At 34.2% G+C, this 16,492-nt stretch carries 18 protein-coding genes; all 18 read left to right on the plus strand.

All coding sequences use genetic code 11. The features are described from left to right. Positions 1 to 6 precede the first annotated feature (6 nt). The 18 genes from FM121_RS10270 (at position 7) to pstA (ending at position 16,491) form a co-directional block, all read left to right on the plus strand. Positions 7 to 522 (plus strand): BMC domain-containing protein, encoded by a 516-nt coding sequence (locus FM121_RS10270; protein WP_086952073.1) that lies wholly within the window; start codon positions 7 to 9, stop codon positions 520 to 522. 25 nt (positions 523 to 547) lie between these two features. Beyond that, positions 548 to 826: a BMC domain-containing protein gene (locus FM121_RS10275; protein ID WP_296746901.1), complete on the plus strand. Its 279-nt coding sequence runs from the start codon at positions 548 to 550 to the stop codon at positions 824 to 826. Positions 827 to 848: 22 nt separating this feature from the next. Then, a complete protein-coding gene (locus tag FM121_RS10280; RefSeq protein ID WP_086952075.1) occupies positions 849 to 1,472 on the plus strand; it encodes a phosphate propanoyltransferase in 624 nt (207 codons plus the stop codon). A 150-nt stretch (positions 1,473 to 1,622) separates the two neighbouring features. Further along, positions 1,623 to 2,135, plus strand: coding sequence for a PduM family microcompartment protein (gene pduM / locus FM121_RS10285; RefSeq protein WP_086952076.1), 513 nt, complete (start codon positions 1,623 to 1,625; stop codon positions 2,133 to 2,135). After that, entirely contained in the window at positions 2,117 to 2,389 is a 273-nt protein-coding gene (locus FM121_RS10290; protein WP_086952077.1) for a EutN/CcmL family microcompartment protein, read from the plus strand. Before pduM ends, FM121_RS10290 begins: the two co-directional genes overlap by 19 nt. Before the next feature lie 19 nt (positions 2,390 to 2,408). Beyond that, positions 2,409 to 2,993 (plus strand): cob(I)yrinic acid a,c-diamide adenosyltransferase, encoded by a 585-nt coding sequence (locus FM121_RS10295; protein WP_086952078.1) that lies wholly within the window; start codon positions 2,409 to 2,411, stop codon positions 2,991 to 2,993. Beyond that, positions 2,986 to 3,465 carry a GlcG/HbpS family heme-binding protein gene (locus FM121_RS10300; protein ID WP_086952079.1) on the plus strand — a complete coding sequence of 160 codons (480 nt, stop codon included), beginning with the start codon at positions 2,986 to 2,988 and terminating at the stop codon, positions 3,463 to 3,465. Before FM121_RS10295 ends, FM121_RS10300 begins: the two co-directional genes overlap by 8 nt. Continuing rightward, the gene (locus FM121_RS10305; protein ID WP_086952080.1) at positions 3,453 to 4,862 is read left to right on the plus strand and encodes an aldehyde dehydrogenase family protein; all 1,410 of its coding nucleotides are present in this window, start codon (positions 3,453 to 3,455) and stop codon (positions 4,860 to 4,862) included. Before FM121_RS10300 ends, FM121_RS10305 begins: the two co-directional genes overlap by 13 nt. Before the next feature lies 1 nt (position 4,863). Further along, positions 4,864 to 5,982: a 1-propanol dehydrogenase PduQ gene (locus tag FM121_RS10310; protein ID WP_086952081.1), complete on the plus strand. Its 1,119-nt coding sequence runs from the start codon at positions 4,864 to 4,866 to the stop codon at positions 5,980 to 5,982. Between the two features lie 19 nt (positions 5,983 to 6,001). After that, positions 6,002 to 6,709 carry an MIP/aquaporin family protein gene (locus tag FM121_RS10315; RefSeq protein ID WP_086952082.1) on the plus strand — a complete coding sequence of 236 codons (708 nt, stop codon included), beginning with the start codon at positions 6,002 to 6,004 and terminating at the stop codon, positions 6,707 to 6,709. 21 nt (positions 6,710 to 6,730) lie between these two features. Then, on the plus strand, positions 6,731 to 7,909 hold the full coding sequence (locus FM121_RS10320) for an acetate/propionate family kinase (RefSeq protein ID WP_086952083.1): 1,179 nt from the start codon (positions 6,731 to 6,733) through the stop codon (positions 7,907 to 7,909). 289 nt (positions 7,910 to 8,198) lie between these two features. Next, positions 8,199 to 10,727 (plus strand): preprotein translocase subunit SecA, encoded by a 2,529-nt coding sequence (gene secA, locus FM121_RS10325; protein ID WP_086952084.1) that lies wholly within the window; start codon positions 8,199 to 8,201, stop codon positions 10,725 to 10,727. A 60-nt stretch (positions 10,728 to 10,787) separates the two neighbouring features. Continuing rightward, a protein-coding gene (prfB, locus tag FM121_RS10330) for a peptide chain release factor 2 (RefSeq protein WP_143597081.1) occupies positions 10,788 to 11,895 on the plus strand; the annotation gives its coding sequence in 2 pieces (ribosomal slippage) (positions 10,788 to 10,859 and positions 10,861 to 11,895; 1,107 coding nt in all). 135 nt (positions 11,896 to 12,030) lie between these two features. Beyond that, positions 12,031 to 12,717 (plus strand): cell division ATP-binding protein FtsE, encoded by a 687-nt coding sequence (gene ftsE, locus FM121_RS10335; RefSeq protein ID WP_086952086.1) that lies wholly within the window; start codon positions 12,031 to 12,033, stop codon positions 12,715 to 12,717. After that, positions 12,710 to 13,597, plus strand: a complete 888-nt coding sequence (ftsX, locus tag FM121_RS10340) for a permease-like cell division protein FtsX (protein ID WP_086952087.1) — start codon at positions 12,710 to 12,712, stop codon at positions 13,595 to 13,597. The genes ftsE and ftsX overlap by 8 nt, the downstream gene beginning before the upstream one ends. Before the next feature lie 214 nt (positions 13,598 to 13,811). Continuing rightward, positions 13,812 to 14,657 carry a phosphate ABC transporter substrate-binding protein PstS family protein gene (locus FM121_RS10345; RefSeq protein ID WP_086952524.1) on the plus strand — a complete coding sequence of 282 codons (846 nt, stop codon included), beginning with the start codon at positions 13,812 to 13,814 and terminating at the stop codon, positions 14,655 to 14,657. 29 nt (positions 14,658 to 14,686) lie between these two features. Next, a complete protein-coding gene (pstC, locus tag FM121_RS10350) occupies positions 14,687 to 15,607 on the plus strand; it encodes a phosphate ABC transporter permease subunit PstC (RefSeq protein WP_086952088.1) in 921 nt (306 codons plus the stop codon). After that, complete coding sequence (gene pstA / locus FM121_RS10355; protein ID WP_086952089.1) at positions 15,607 to 16,491, plus strand: phosphate ABC transporter permease PstA; 885 nt, start codon at positions 15,607 to 15,609, stop codon at positions 16,489 to 16,491. Before pstC ends, pstA begins: the two co-directional genes overlap by 1 nt. Position 16,492: the final 1 nt, after the last annotated feature.

A 16,492-nucleotide genomic window follows, 5' to 3' on the forward strand; every position in this document is an offset into this window, starting at 1 on the left:
GAAAAAATGAATCAAGCATTAGGACTGATTGAAGTAGTTGGATTTGGTTGTGCCGTGAATGTTTCAGATGTGATGGTAAAAACTGCTAATGTTACTATTGTTGGCATTGAACGAGCGAAAGGTTCTGGCTGGCTAACGGTTAAAGTTTTAGGTGATGTTGGGGCAGTGAACGCGGCTGTTGAATCTGGTGAAGTAGTTGCTAAAAAAGATCAAACATTTATTGCTTCAAAAGTTATTCCTCGTTTAGGCGAAGGTTTGGATATCTGGCTAAAAAAAGGAATAGATGCTAGCACAGAAAAAAATTTAGCACCCAAAATAGCCATAGAAACACCAACTATTGAAGTGGTTGAATCAGAGCTCATAAGTAAAGATAGTGAAATATCTCTTGAACTTACAGAGTCTGAAAATACAGATAGTTATACTTGTAACTTATGTAAAGATACAATGTGTACTCGAAAAAAAGGTGAACCAAGAAAAGAATGTTCACACTATGAAGAATTAAAAGATAAAGAAGAAAAATAAAACTAATAATATATCGGAGGAATTTATCATGAATAACGCATTAGGAATGATTGAAACAAAAGGGTTAGTAGGAGCAATTGAAGCAGCAGACGCTATGGTTAAAGCAGCCAATGTAACATTAGTAGGGACAGAAAAAATTGGATCAGGGCTTGTAACAGTTATGGTACGTGGTGATGTAGGAGCTGTGAAAGCAGCAGTTGACGCAGGAACTAGTGCCGCTGAATCTGTCGGAGAAGTATTTGCTTCTTATGTTATTCCCCGTCCTCATACAGATGTTGAAGGAATTTTACCAGAAAAAAAATAGTCAAAGAAAGTCAGGATAGAAAATGAATGAAGTAGAGTTAAGAGCATTAATAAAAAAAATAATTGAAGAAGAGATGCAACCTAAGATACCAGTAGGTGTTTCTAATCATCATATTCATTTGACTCAATCTGATTTTGAAACATTATTTCCGGGCCAAGAAATGACCGTAAAGGTTCCTTTAAAACAGCCAGGAGAATTTGCTTCTAATCAAACAGTGACCATTGTTGGTTCTAAAGGAGAAATTAGTAATGTTCGTATTTTAGGACCATGTAGGAAACAATCTCAAGTTGAGTTATCTAAAACGGAAGCTAGACAAATTGGGGTTAATGTTCCAATTAGAATGTCAGGTGATTTAAATGGTACGCCAGCAGTTACTGTGAAAACCAAAGACGCTCAAGTGGAAATTCAGGGAGCGATTGCAGCTAAGCGTCATATTCACATGAGCAATATTGACGCTCAAATGTTAGGTGTATCGAAAGGTCAAATCGTAAAAGTTTCAGTAGAATCAGAAGGTAGAAGAACAATATTTGATGATGTTGTCGTTCGTCCAGATCCTAAATTTGTTTTAGAAATGCATATTGATACAGATGAAGCTAATGCTGCAAATGTAGGTAAAGGAACAGTTGCGACATTAGTGAAAGAGTAGAATAAAGATAATAATCACCATAAACTAAAATAAAATGTGATAGTCTCAGAGGTCGTTGTTTACGCATGTTTTATTATATTTAGTCACATATTTTGATTAGTATATGGTGATATTTTGATAATTTTAGTAAATAAAATTAGGAGATAAGGTATGGATGAGGATAACTTAATCAAGTTGATTAAAGAAAAACTGATAGCAAGAGAAAATACTAAAGATAGTGTTGTCTATCAGCATTATGGTCAGATTGAAACACCTCCTAATACCTCATTATTTAAAAAGTGCCGAACACTTGAAATTAGCCATGTCTCCATTCAGCTGATGAATGAGTTGTATAGATTTGAAAAAACTCCTTGGACAGATTGGATTTTTACAGGCTTATCTTATCAAACATTATTTTATTTTGAAATCAATTATTTTATTTTGCCGTTTATCCCTTGGCAAATGTTGATCGAATGGCCAGTTGAATTTATGATTTCAAATCAAAAAATTTGTAGTTTTCAAGAAAGAACACTGACCCGATCAATGATTGCTAAATTGCCAGATGATGTCATTTTAGTGAAAATGAAGCAACAAAAATTAACTGAAGAAGCGACAGAGTTTATTCGAAATAAAAAAATTAAAGTGATAGAAAGGTCAAATCAATCATGTATATGGGAAGAGTAGTTGGCTCTATTGAAGCTAGCCAAAAGGATCAATCGTTAACCGGAAAAAAATTAATGATTGTTCAACAAGTTAATAGTGATAAAGAAGCTATTAGGTACGAAGAAGTTGCTGCAGATACAGTCGGTGCGGGCGTTGGTGAGTACGTACTTTTAGTAAAAGGGGCAGGAGCCAGAAAATCAAATAAAGAGGCGTATCAGATAAAAGATGTTGTGGATTGTGCCATTGTAGGTATCATTGATCGGTTTAACAAGTAAAGATAGGTTGTGTTAAAAAATGTCCATTTATACTAAAACAGGAGACAAAGGAACAACAAGTCTTTTTGATGGTCAACGAGTTAAAAAATATTCAACACGAGTGGATACTTACGGAACTTTTGATGAGTGTAATACATGCATTAGTATTGCTGAGAAGTTCTGTCAAAAACAAGAAAATAAAGAATTTTTAATTCATTTACAATATAAAATTTTTCAACTTTCTGGTGAAATTGCCACAATGAATCAACAAAAATTTCAAAATAAAAGTGAGCAAATTTCAGCTATCGATATTCAAGAACTAGAAGAAAAAATTGATGAGTATACTGAAAAATTACCTAAAATTACGACGTTTATTTTACCAGGAACAAGCTTAGCTGGTGCTCATTTACATCAGAGTCGTGCTGTTTGTAGGAGAGGTGAGAGAATGCTTGTCTTACTTTCCGAAGAAGAAGAAATCCGTTCTGAAGTATTACAATTTGTTAATCGTCTCTCGGATTGTTTGTACATTATAGCTCGAGATGAAGATCATATTGAAAGAAAAGAAGAACAAGTCAAAGAAATTATTCGTCGTTATTATGAGAAAGAGTGTGAGTCTGTTGAATGATATAGATAAACTTGTTGAAAAAGCGTTAATAAATATTCAAGCAGAAGCGTTATTTAGTAAACTTAATTTGCAAAAAACAATTGATGCAGCAGAGCGTAAGGCACAAGAAATAGCTGTTCCAGTAACTATTTGTATTAGCGATATTTCAGGGAACCCTAGAATGCTTTACCGTATGGAAGAAGCTAAGCTAGTTAGTTTAACTTTAGCACCTAAGAAAGCATTATCTGCTTTACTTATGCAATCAGAAACGAAAGATTTAAATAAAGAAACACAACCAAATGGAGAGCTCTATCAAATAGAAACGATGATGGATGGAAAACTGGTAACATTTGCTGGTGGCATTCCCATTTTTTATCAAGAAAAAATAATCGGTGCTATTGGAGTTAGTGGTGGTAAAGTTTCAGAAGATCAAGCAATTTGCGAGACAGCAGTTACAACATTTTTAGAAGGAGAGTCATTATGTCAACTTTAGAAGAACAAATCAGAAAAATATTAGCTGAAGAATTAAACAATGATACAACTAGCGTTACTGAGGTAACTGATAATAATAAAGGTGTTTTTAAAACTGTCAATGAAGCAGTTTTAGCAGCGAAAGCAGCACAAGAAAATTTTGTGGATTGTTCGATGGAAACACGTGATAAAGTAATTGAAAGTTTAAAGACAGGTTTTGCACCTTTATTAGATCATATTGCTTCAGAAATCTTGATCGAAACAGGTATGGGAACTAAAGAAGCTAAAATCAAAAAATTAGAAAATGCATTGTTTAATACTCCTGGGACAGAAGATCTAACATCAGAAATTCAAACAGGAGATGGCGGCTTAATCATGTATGAATACGCTCCTTTTGGGGTTATTGGAGCAGTAACACCAAGTACGAATCCAGTTGAAACAGTTATTGCGAATGCCATCATGATGTTGGCTGGTGGAAACACAGTGTACTTTAGTGTTCATCCAGGAGCAAAAAACATTTCACGTTGGGCAGTTGAAAAATGTAATGAGTTTATTGAAGCGTCTGTGGGATTAAAAAACTTAGTGGTTACAATTGAAAAACCATCAATTGAAGCTGCTCAAGAGATGATGATTCATCCAGATATTGCAGCCTTAGTTGTAACTGGTGGACCTGGTGTGGTTCATCAAGCCATGATAAGTGGTAAAAAAGCAATTGGAGCAGGCGCTGGTAATCCACCCGCAATGGTCGATAAAACAGCGAATGTAGCATTAGCTGCAAAAAATATTGTTGATTCAGCAGCGTTTGACAACAATATCCTTTGTACTGCTGAAAAGGAAGTTATTGCAGAACAACCAATTAAAGATGAATTAATTCGTTTAATGGAAAAAGAAGGAGCATTTTTAGTCACTAGTTCAAAAGATATTGAGACATTGACAGCTATGACTCTTACAGAAAAAGGAACGCCAAGTCGCGACTTTATTGGTAAGGATGCTAAATTTATTCTTGATAGTGCTAAAATTTCTTATTCTGGCGAACCTAAATTAATAATATTAGAAACACCTAAAGACCATGCGTTAGTGGTTAAAGAAATGTTAATGCCGATTGTACCAGTTGTTTGTGCCAGTGATTTTGATGACATGTTAGCAACGGCTTTGGAAGTTGAAGGAAATAATCATCATACGGCTTCTATTCATTCAGGAAATCTAGTAAATATTAATAAAGCAGCTCATCGTATGAATACATCAATTTTTGTTGTAAACGGTCCAACTTATTCAGGAACAGGTGTTGGCTTCACAGGAGCATCAGCCTTAACAATTTCTACACCAACTGGAGAAGGAACAACAACGGCTAAGACATTTACACGTCGTCGTCGCTTAAATTCACCAGAAGGCTTTTCTATGAGAGTTTGGAGGGACTAAAATGAATCAATTTATCATACCAACAAAAATTTATTCAGGTGTCGATAGTTTAGATATCTTACAGCAACTTACGAATCAACGAATATTAATGGTGTGTGATTCATTTTTACCAGATACTGATAGTTTGAAACGAATCCAACAAAAAATTTCTAATAGTAATGCTGTTGAAATTTTTTCTGATGTAAAACCAGATCCACCGTTAGATAATATTATGTCAGGTGTTCAAAGTTATCAGGCTTTTAGACCGACTGTTATGATTGGGATTGGCGGTGGTTCAGCCATAGATACGGCGAAAGCTATTCGCTATTTTGCTGAAAAACTGACCGATGAATTAATTAAAAGTTTTATTGCGATACCTACGACTAGCGGAACGGGTTCGGAAGTGACGAATACAGCGGTAGTCTCTGATACCAAAAATGGTGTCAAGTTTCCTATTATTATGGATCATTTAACACCGGATATCGCATTATTAGATCCCGCTCTAGTGGTTAGTGCGCCTAAAAGTGTGACTGCGTATTCAGGATTAGATGTCTTAACACATGCGTTAGAAGCACTAGTTGCTAAAAATAGTGATTTGTTTACAGATGCATTAGCAGAAAAAGCAATTGAAGTTATTTCTAATGATTTAACATCAGCTTATGCTAACGGAAATGATATTGAGATAAGACAAAAAATTCATGAGGCTTCTTGTGAGGCAGGATTAGCATTCAATATGGCAGGTTTAGGAATTTGCCATTCATTAGCACATCAGTTAGGCGCTAAATTTCATGTTCCCCATGGTTTAGCGAATGCGATGCTGTTACCTTACATCATTGCTTTTAATGGTAAAGATCCTCAAGTTGCTGAGAAGTATGCTTTAGCAATTAAAAAATCAGGCATTGGTTCTGCAAGTTTGAGTAATCAAATGCAAATTAAAAGAATGGAAAAACACATTTTTAAAATGATGAAAGAGATGAATTGTCCTAAAACACTAGTTGAATTTGGTATTTCAGAAAAAGAAATCTTAACTAATCTAGATTGGATAGTTGCTCATGCAAAAGAGGATGGAACATTTCCTGGAAATCCTATTGTTCCTTCTGATAATGAATTAAAAGAACTGGTAAAAAAAATAATCAAATAAAATAATAAGGAGTTTATACATGCAAGAATATATTGCTGAATTTATTGGTACGATGGTTTTAATTGTTTTAGGTATTGGTTTAGGGGCGAGTGTTAATTTAAAAAACGCCTATGCTAAGGGAGCAAATTGGTTATATATCTGTTTTGGTTGGGGATTAGCCGTTGCATTTGGTGTGTATGTATCTGGATTTATGGGATCAGAAGCACATTTAAATCCAGCAATAACTATTGCTTTTTCGGCTTTTGGACTATTTGCAAAAGAAAAAGTATTTGGCTATATTATAGCTCAGTTTTTGGGGGCTTTTGTTGGAGCAGTCATAGTTGCTATCCACTTTTATCCACATTTTAAGGAATCAAAAACAGAAGAAGAAGGAAATCATGTAGGTATTTTTGGTTCAGGCCCTGCTATTCCTAATAAGTTATTCAATTTTTTAAGTGAAATGATTGCGACATTTTTCTTTGTATTTATTCTACTTAATTTAGGTAATTTTACTGAAGGGTTAAAACCGTTAATTGTTGGTTTGGTCATTACGTCTGTTGGTTTAGCTTTAGGGTCAACAACAGGATATGCTTTAAATCCATGTCGTGATTTCAGTCCAAGGTTAGTTTATGCGATTTTACCAATTCCAAATAAAAGTGATGCAAAAATGTCATATGCTTGGGTCCCAATATTGGGTCCAATAGTAGGAGCATTTCTAGCGACTTTACTTTTCACAATAGTAGTTTAATTAACAGAAAGGAAGAATAATATGACAAAAATAATGGCAATTAATTCAGGTAGTTCTTCATTAAAGTTTAAGTTATTCGAAATGCCTGAAGAGCTTGTTTTAGTTGAAGGTTCATTTGAAAGAATAGGCTTCAAAAATGCTAATTTTTCTTATAAACATCAAGGAGTCAAAGAATCAATTGAGCTGGAAATTTTAAATCATGAACAAGCTGTTAATACTTTATTAAAAATATTAATAGATGAAAAAATGATTGCATCTTTTAGTGACATAGAAGGAGTTGGTCACCGTATTTCACATGGTGGCACATATTATTCAGATGCTACTTTGATTGATGAAATTGTAGAAGAGAGAATCGCTGAATTAGGCATGTTATCTCCCCTTCACAACCCAGTAAATTTAGTGGGGATTAGATCGTTTAAAAAAGTTTTACCAGGAACTAAACAAGTAGCAATATTTGACACATCTTACCATCATACTATTCCTAAAAAGAATTACATGTACGCTTTACCGTATGAATATTTTGAAAAATACGGTATACGACGCTATGGTTTCCATGGACCGAGCCATCAATATGTCGCAGAAGAATCTGCGAAGCTAAATCCAAAGGGAAGTAAAACGATTACTTGTCATATTGGGAGTGGAGCAAGTGTTTCAGCCATATTAAATGGTCAGTCTATAAACTCATCTATGGGATTTACTCCTCTAGCTGGTTTAGTGATGGGAACAAGAACAGGTGATTTAGATCCACAAATTCTTCCCTTTATCCAAGAACAGGAAAATTTAACGCCTCAAGAAATGAAAGATATTATGAATAAAAAATCTGGGTTATTAGGTCTTTCTGGTATTTCAAGTGATTATAGAGATGTCGAGCAAGCAGCCGATGAGGGAAATGAAAAAGCACAGCTTGCCTTAGATGTATTTGCTCATCAAGTTGTTCACTACATTGGTGCGTATGCTGCAGATTTAAACGGATTAGACACACTTGTTTTCACAGCTGGTGTTGGAGAACATTCATCTCGCGTAAGAACTAATATTACGAATTATTTAACTTATTTAGGTGTAAAAGTAGATGAAGAAAAAAATAAAAATGATGAATTGTTTATTGAATCAGAAGAGAGTCGTGTAAAAGTATTGGTAATCCCAACTGATGAAGAAGTAATTATTGCAAGAGATGTCATGAGAATTGGTCATCTAAAATAACAAGTGAATTAGTAAATAGACAGTATTTGTTTTATGAAAATGACTGAAACAGGATGATTTTGTTCTGTTTCAGTTTTTTATTTTAAACTATTTATTTTTTTAAAATCAGTTTTTATCTAAAAATATTAGAATATTTATTTACTTTACGTAAAATAGATGTATAAATTACTATTTATTTGTAATAAAGAGTTTTAATTTTGTATAACTAATGCTAAAATGTTTAAGATGAACTCATTTTATTATAAATAAATATTGTCAAATGAATATGAACGAGAGGTAGATTTAATTCATGGCTAATTTTTTGAAACAGTTAATAGAAAATGATAAAAAAGATTTAAAACGTTTAGGACACCTAGCAGATAAAGTAGAGGTTCTAAAAGATGAAATGGAACAATTAAGTGACGAAGCATTGCAAGCTAAAACTGAAGAGTTTAAAGCACGTTACCAAAAAGGTGAAACGTTAGATGATTTAATGTTTGAAGCGTTTGCGGTAGTTAGAGAAGCAGCAAAACGAGTGTTAGGCTTATTCCCATATAAAGTTCAAATTATTGGGGGAATGGTTTTACACGAAGGTAGTATCCCAGAAATGAAAACAGGTGAAGGTAAAACACTAACGGCAACAATGCCAGTTTATTTAAACGCCTTATCTGGTGAAGGTGTTCACGTTGTTACTGTTAATGAGTACTTAGCAACACGTGATGCAAGTGAAATGGGTGAGCTATATAATTTCTTAGGATTAACGGTTGGACTTAATATCAACTCAAAATCATCTGAAGAAAAACGTTTAGCTTATGCATGTGACATTACTTACTCAACGAATAATGAGTTAGGCTTTGATTATTTAAGAGATAACATGGTTGTGTACCGTGAACAAATGGTACAACGTCCATTGAATTTTGCGGTTGTGGATGAGGTCGATTCAATTTTAATTGATGAGGCAAGAACACCATTGATTATTTCAGGACAAGCTGAAAAATCAACAGCATTATACAATAGAACGGATAATTTTATTAAGTCATTAGTGAATGAAGACGACTATAAAATCGATATTCAATCAAAAACAATTGCTTTAACAGAACAAGGTATTTCAAAAGCAGAAACACATTTTGATGTAGAAAATTTATATGATATTGAGAACACATCATTGACGCATTACTTAGATCAATCACTAAGAGCAAACTACATTATGCTTTTAGATATCGATTATGTAGTGACAGAAGGAAAAGTAATGATCGTTGATCAATTTACTGGTCGTATCATGGATGGTCGTCGTTATTCGGATGGTCTTCATCAAGCAATTGAAGCCAAAGAAGGCGTAGAAATTGAAGATGAAACTAAAACAATGGCAAATATTACCTTCCAAAACTATTTCCGTATGTATAAAAAATTATCTGGAATGACAGGTACTGCTAAAACAGAAGAAGAAGAGTTTAGAGAAATCTACAATATGGAAGTTATCCAAATTCCAACAAATAGAGAGATTGTTCGTGATGATAAAGCTGATCTTTTATACCCAACATTAACAAGTAAATTTAATGCAGTGGTGCAAGATATTAAAGCGCGTCATGAAAATGGACAACCTGTTCTTGTGGGGACTGTAGCAGTTGAAACATCTGAATTATTATCAGATTTATTAAACAAAGCAAATGTTCCACATGAAGTGTTGAATGCTAAAAACCATTTTAAAGAAGCTGAAATAATCATGAATGCTGGTCAAAAAGGTTCAGTAACAATTGCAACTAACATGGCTGGTCGTGGTACGGATATCCGTTTAGGTTTAGGCGTAATTGAAGCAGGTGGATTAGCTGTTATTGGTACAGAACGTCATGAATCAAGACGTATTGATAACCAATTACGTGGTCGTTCAGGTCGTCAAGGAGACCCAGGTGTGACACAATTCTATCTTTCTTTAGAAGATGATTTGATGAAACGTTTTGGTTCTGAGCGAATTAAAACATTCTTAGAGCGTATGAACTTAGAAGAAGAAGATGCTGTTATTCAAAGTAAAATGTTTACGAAACAAGTTGAATCAGCTCAAAAACGTGTGGAAGGTAATAACTACGATACACGTAAAAATGTTTTACAATATGATGATGTTATGCGCGAACAACGTGAAGTTATTTATCGTCAACGTAATCAAGTGATCACATCAGATGAAGATTTAAAACCTGTATTAATGGGAATGATTGAAAGAACAATTGGACGCTATGTTGATAGTCACACACAAGGTGAAAAAACTAATTGGAATTTACAAGGGCTAGTTGACTTTGTGGGTTCAACGATTACTCATGAGGATGCTATTTCATTAACTGATTTTGATGGGAAAACGCCTGCAGAAATGAAAACTTTCATTCTAAGTAAAGCAACAGCTCTTTATGAAGAAAAAGAAGAAATTTTAGATAGCTCTGAACAATTGCTAGAATTCCAAAAAGTTGTTATTTTACGTGTTGTTGATACTAAATGGACAGATCATATTGATGCAATGGATCAATTAAGAGAGTCAATTGGTTTACGTGCATATGGTCAAAATAATCCGTTAGTTGATTACCAAACAGAAGGTTATCAAATGTTCTTAGATATGGTTGGTTCAATTGAATTTGAAGCAACAAGATTATTTATGAAAGCAGAAATTCGTCAAAATGTTCAAAGAGAACAAGTCGCTCAAGGTGAAGCGGTTAAACCAACTGATGAACAAGGGACTGTCTCTTCTGATACTAAGAAAGCACCAGTTAAAGTAGATGATAAAGTTGGAAGAAATGATCCATGTCCTTGTGGCAGTGGTAAAAAATATAAAAACTGTCACGGTAAGCCAGTTTAAAAAGCTATGCGACTTAGTTAATCTGAGTCGCTTTGCTTATTTTTTAGGGGAGGATTTTTTATGGAATTAAGTGAAATAAAAAATGAATTAGATAATTTATCTAGTAAAATTAGTAACTTTAGGGGGTCTCTTTGACCTAGAAGACCTAGAAGAACAAATAGCAGAAATTGAATCAATCATGTCAGAACCAAGCTTTTGGGATAACTCTGAGAAAGCACAAATTGTCATTGATAAATCGAATCAATTGAAAGCTCAGTACGAAACGTTTAATGAGTTAGAAAGTACATTAGAAGAATTAATATTAATGTATGAGATGATTTTAGAAGAGGAAGATCCAGACATTTTTTCTGAATTAATTAATAATGTGAAAGAATTAAAACAAGAAGTGGAAAAATACGAGTTAGCACAACTTCTTAGTGAAGAATATGATCATAATAATGCGATTATCGAACTCCATCCAGGAGCGGGAGGAACAGAGTCTCAAGACTGGGGAAGCATGCTTCTAAGAATGTATACACGATGGGCTGATAGTAAAGGGTATCAAATAGAAACGTTAGACTATCAATCAGGGGATGAAGCAGGTATTAAAAGCGTTACGCTCTTAGTCAAAGGATTCAATGCTTATGGCTATTTGAAGTCTGAAAAGGGCGTTCATAGGCTAGTTAGAATATCACCATTTGATTCAAATAGTCGCAGACATACTTCTTTTTGTTCTGTAGATGTAATGCCAGAATTAACAGATGATGTGACTGTAGACATCAAATCAGACGACTTAAAGGTGGATACATTCAGAGCTAGTGGAGCCGGTGGTCAGCATATTAATAAAACTGATTCAGCCATCAGAATTACGCATTTACCGACTGGTGTTGTTGTCTCTTCTCAAGCACAACGTTCGCAAATTAAAAATAGAGAACAAGCGATGGGAATGCTTAAAGCAAAACTCTATCAAATAGAAGAAGAAAAAAAAGAGCAAGAGGCCGCAGCTATTCGCGGAGAACAAAAAGAGATTGGTTGGGGGTCGCAAATTAGATCCTATGTGTTTCACCCTTACTCAATGATTAAAGATCATCGAACAAATTTTGAGATTGGCAATACACAAAGTGTTATGGATGGCGATCTTGATAATTTTATTGACGCTTATTTAAGGTGGAAAATGTCAGATAGTTAAGAATATGACTATGATTATATTTTTGAAATAGAATTGTAATGAAATGAAATTAACATCTGGTAAAAGTCATGTTATACTAACTTGAACGCGTTAATAAAAGCAGTCACTTTATTAAATAAATTGGGGAGAATGCTAATGATTGAAATGAAGAAAGTAACAAAAAAATATTCGAACGGAACAACTGCAGTTAGGAACTTATCCGTTAACATAAACCAAGGAGAATTTGTTTATGTAGTAGGACCTAGTGGGGCAGGAAAATCAACTTTTATTAAATTGATGTACCGTGAAGAAAAAGCGACTAAGGGAAATTTAACAGTCTGCGGCTATGATTTGTTAAATATTAAAAACAGAAACATTCCTTATTTACGTCGTGAAATCGGGATTGTCTTCCAAGATTATAAGTTGTTAACACAAAAAACAGTTTATGAAAACGTTGCTTACGCGATGCAAGTAATTGGTAAAAAACCACGTGAAGTAAAAAAACGTGTCATGGAAGTGTTAGATTTAGTAGGATTAAAGCATAAAGTTCGTGTCTTTCCAAATGAATTATCAGGTGGGGAGCAGCAACGTGTTGCGATTGCTCGTGCCATTGTTAATACCCCAAAAGTATTGATTGCTGATGAACCAACAGGAAACTTAGATCCAGAAAACTCTTGGGAAATTATGGATTTACTAGATCGTATTAATCAACAAGGTACAACTGTAGTTATGGCAACACATAATAGTATGATTGTAAATGAAATTCGTCACCGCGTCCTAGCGATTGAAAATGGTCGAATCACAAGAGATCAAGATGAGGGGGATTACGGATACGATGATTAGAAATTTTTTCAGACATATAGGTAGTGCATTAAAGAACTTAAAACGTAATGGATGGATGACATTAGCATCTGCTAGTGCCGTAGCTGTTACCTTAACATTAGTAGGAATATTTTTAGGAGTTATCCTAAATGTGACCAAAATTGCCGAGGATATTAATAAAAACGTAGATGTTTCAGTTTTTGTTGAGATCGGAACGTCCAAAGAAGAAACAGATAAATTAGGAGAAGAGCTAAAAAAAATTCCTGATGTAGAAAAAGTTGTCTTTTCTAGCAAGCAAAATGAATATAAAAAATTAACTGATAAATTAGGTGACACTTGGAAGTTGTTTGATGGTGATGATAATCCATTGTATGATGTGTTTATTTTAACTGCTAAAAATTCAGAGGCAATAAAAGAGATTCAGAAATCAGCTTCTAAAGCACCAAATGTTCATAAGGCTGATTATGGTGGTCAAAATTCAGATAAAATTTTCTCAATTGCCAAAAATGTTAAAGTTTGGGGAACGATAGCAGCGGTGTTCTTAGTTGCTGTAGCCATTTTCCTAATTTCAAACACTATTAGGATTACAATTATTTCGAGAAAACGTGAAATTCAAATTATGCGTCTTGTAGGTGCTAAAAATGGTTTCATTCGTTGGCCTTTCTTCTTAGAAGGCGCATTTATAGGTGTTCTAGGATCAATCATCCCAATCTTACTTATTTCGTTTGGTTATGCACAAGTCTACTTTATATTTACTAAAAGTATGATGGCATCGGCTGCTTATGAACTCGTTTCACCAGCAACTTTAGTCCTTCAATTAAATCTTTTGCTTCTTGTAATAGGCGTAGTTATTGGTTCAGTTGGATCAGTTCTATCAATGAGAAGATTCTTAAAAATATAATATGTTTAGTAGTTGACATTAAACTGTCAACTACTATTTTTTTGTCTTTTTGATTTATCTATAACATTCAAATATAAAAATTCTTAATTGTAAAAAGAATGTAAAAAGACTTGCAATTTTCTCTCTCAAATTATATGTTTAGTTTGAGTTATTTTTTAAATAGAAAAGTATATTAATTAGTGTAATTTTAGTAGGAGGTTAACCCGTGAAAAAAATGTACAAAGGAGCCGTTTTAATTGCTCTGACATTAGTGATGGTTAGTTGTGGCAAAGTAGATAATGGTGAGTCGATAAATGCAGTAGGATCATCAGCTATGCAACCCTTAGTAGAAGCTGCTAGTGAACAGTATAGCAGTACTAATCTTGGTAAGTTTATTAACGTCCAAGGTGGTGGTAGTGGTACTGGTTTGAGCCAAGTTCAATCTGGAGCGGTCGAAATTGGTAATTCTGATTTATTTGCAGAAGAGAAAAAGGGGATAGAAAGTGACCAGTTAGTTGATCATCAAGTCGCCGTAGTAGGATTAACACCGATTGTAAATAAAAATGTGGGTGTTAAAGATATCAAGAAAGAGGATTTGAAAAAAATATTTACTGGAAAAATAACTAACTGGAAAGAAGTTGGAGGAAAAGATCAAAAAATTGTTCTCCTTAACAGAGCTTCTGGAAGTGGGAGTCGTCATACATTTGAACAGTGGGTCTTAGATGGAGAGGAATCGAAAAATTCTCAAGAACAAGAATCAACGGGAATGGTAAGACAGATTGTAAGTACAACACCCGGTGCAATTAGTTATGTAGCATTTTCTTATGTGACAGAGGACGTTCAGACGTTGACAATTGATGGTGTGAAACCTACTGAAGAAAATGTCATGAAGAATGACTGGTTTGTTTGGTCTTATGAGCATATGTACACAAAAGGTGAAGCAAAAGGATTAACAAAAGATTTTTTAGATTATATGTTATCTGATACTGTTCAAAATGAAATTGTTCCTCAGTTAGGATATATTCCTGTTTCTAAAATGGCAGTTACTAGAGATGTTGAAGGAAATATTAAGTCGAATTAAATAAAGACTTTTTAATAGGAGGAATTGTGTTGGAAGATATTCAAAGTAAACTTTTAAAAAAATCTCCAAAAAGACGATTAGAGCAATTTGGAAAAACAATTAGTTTTTTAGCTATTTCACTTATTGTAGCGGTTGTTATTGCCATTTTCTATTTTGTAGCAAGTAAGGGATTAGCAACATTTTTTGTTGATAAAGTTAATTTATCTGATTTTTTATTTGGGACAGAGTGGAATCCAAGTTCTGTTGGTGAAGATGGACAGCCATTAGTTGGTGCGATGCCAATGATTTTAGGTTCTTTCATCGTAACTTTTTTATCTGCATTAATTGCAACACCGTTTGCGATTGGGGCTGCGGTCTTTATGACAGAGATCTCGCCCAAACTGGGAACAAAAATTTTACAACCGGTTATCGAGTTACTTGTGGGAATTCCATCAGTAGTTTACGGATTCATTGGTTTATCAGTAATTGTTCCGGCTGTTAGAAGTGTCTTTGGTGGCTCTGGTTTTGGTATTTTAGCCGGAACGTTTGTTTTATTTGTTATGATTTTACCAACGGTAACGTCAATGACAGTTGACGCGTTAAAAGCAGTTCCCAGACATTATAGAGAAGCGTCTTTGGCGCTAGGTGCAACGAGATGGCAAACAATTTATAAAGTTGTTCTAAGATCAGCAGTGCCAGGTATTTTAACAGCGGTTGTATTCGGTATGGCAAGAGCGTTTGGTGAAGCTTTAGCGATTCAAATGGTGATTGGTAATGCTGCACTACTACCACACAATTTAATTACACCAGCTTCGACTTTAACAAGTGTGTTAACGATGGGAATTGGTAATACGATTATGGGAACATTACAAAATAATGTCTTGTGGTCATTAGCGTTACTATTATTATTAATGTCATTATTCTTCAATATTATTACACGAATGATTGGTAAGAAAGGAGCAATGAAATAATGAATGCAAAAAAAGCAGATAAGATAGCTACTGGCGTTCTTTACGGCATTGCCATAGTCATTACAGCGATTCTTGCTAGTTTATTATTATATATTTTAGGTCGTGGATTACCTCATATTAGTTGGGATTTCTTAACGAAGCCTTCTAAAAGTTTCCAAGCAGGTGGAGGAATTGGTATTCAACTATTCAACTCATTCTACTTACTTGTCATTACAATGTTAATTAGTATTCCTATTTCTTTAGGTGCAGGTATTTATTTATCAGAATATGCCAAAGATAATATGCTAACTAATATTATTAGAACATCGATTGAAGTGTTAAGCTCACTTCCTTCTGTTGTCGTTGGTTTGTTTGGTTTCTTAATCTTTGTTATTCAAGCAGGATTAGGCTTCTCGATTATTTCAGGAGCATTAGCCTTAACTTTCTTTAATTTACCTCTTTTAACAAGAAACGTAGAAGAATCATTAAAAGCCGTACATTATACACAAAGAGAAGCTGGACTTGCCTTAGGATTATCTAGATGGGAAACCGTGATTCGTGTCATCATTCCAGAAGCATTACCAGGAATTCTAACAGGGATTATCTTAGGTTCTGGTCGTATCTTTGGTGAAGCGGCTGCTTTAATTTATACAGCTGGACAAAGTGCACCAGCTCTAGACTTTACCAATTGGAACCCAATGAGTATAACAAGCCCGTTAAACATATTCAGACAAGCCGAAACATTGGCTGTTCATATTTGGAAAGTTAACAGCGAAGGAAATATGCCTGATGGTGCTCAAGTTTCAGCTGGTTCCTCAGCGGTATTAATATTAGCCGTGCTACTCTTTAATTTCTTAGCTCGTTTTATTGGTAAGAGACTGCACAAGAAGATTACTTCAGCATAGA

Source organism: Vagococcus fluvialis bH819 (genome assembly GCF_900163795.1).
Classification (GTDB): domain Bacteria; phylum Bacillota; class Bacilli; order Lactobacillales; family Vagococcaceae; genus Vagococcus; species Vagococcus fluvialis_A.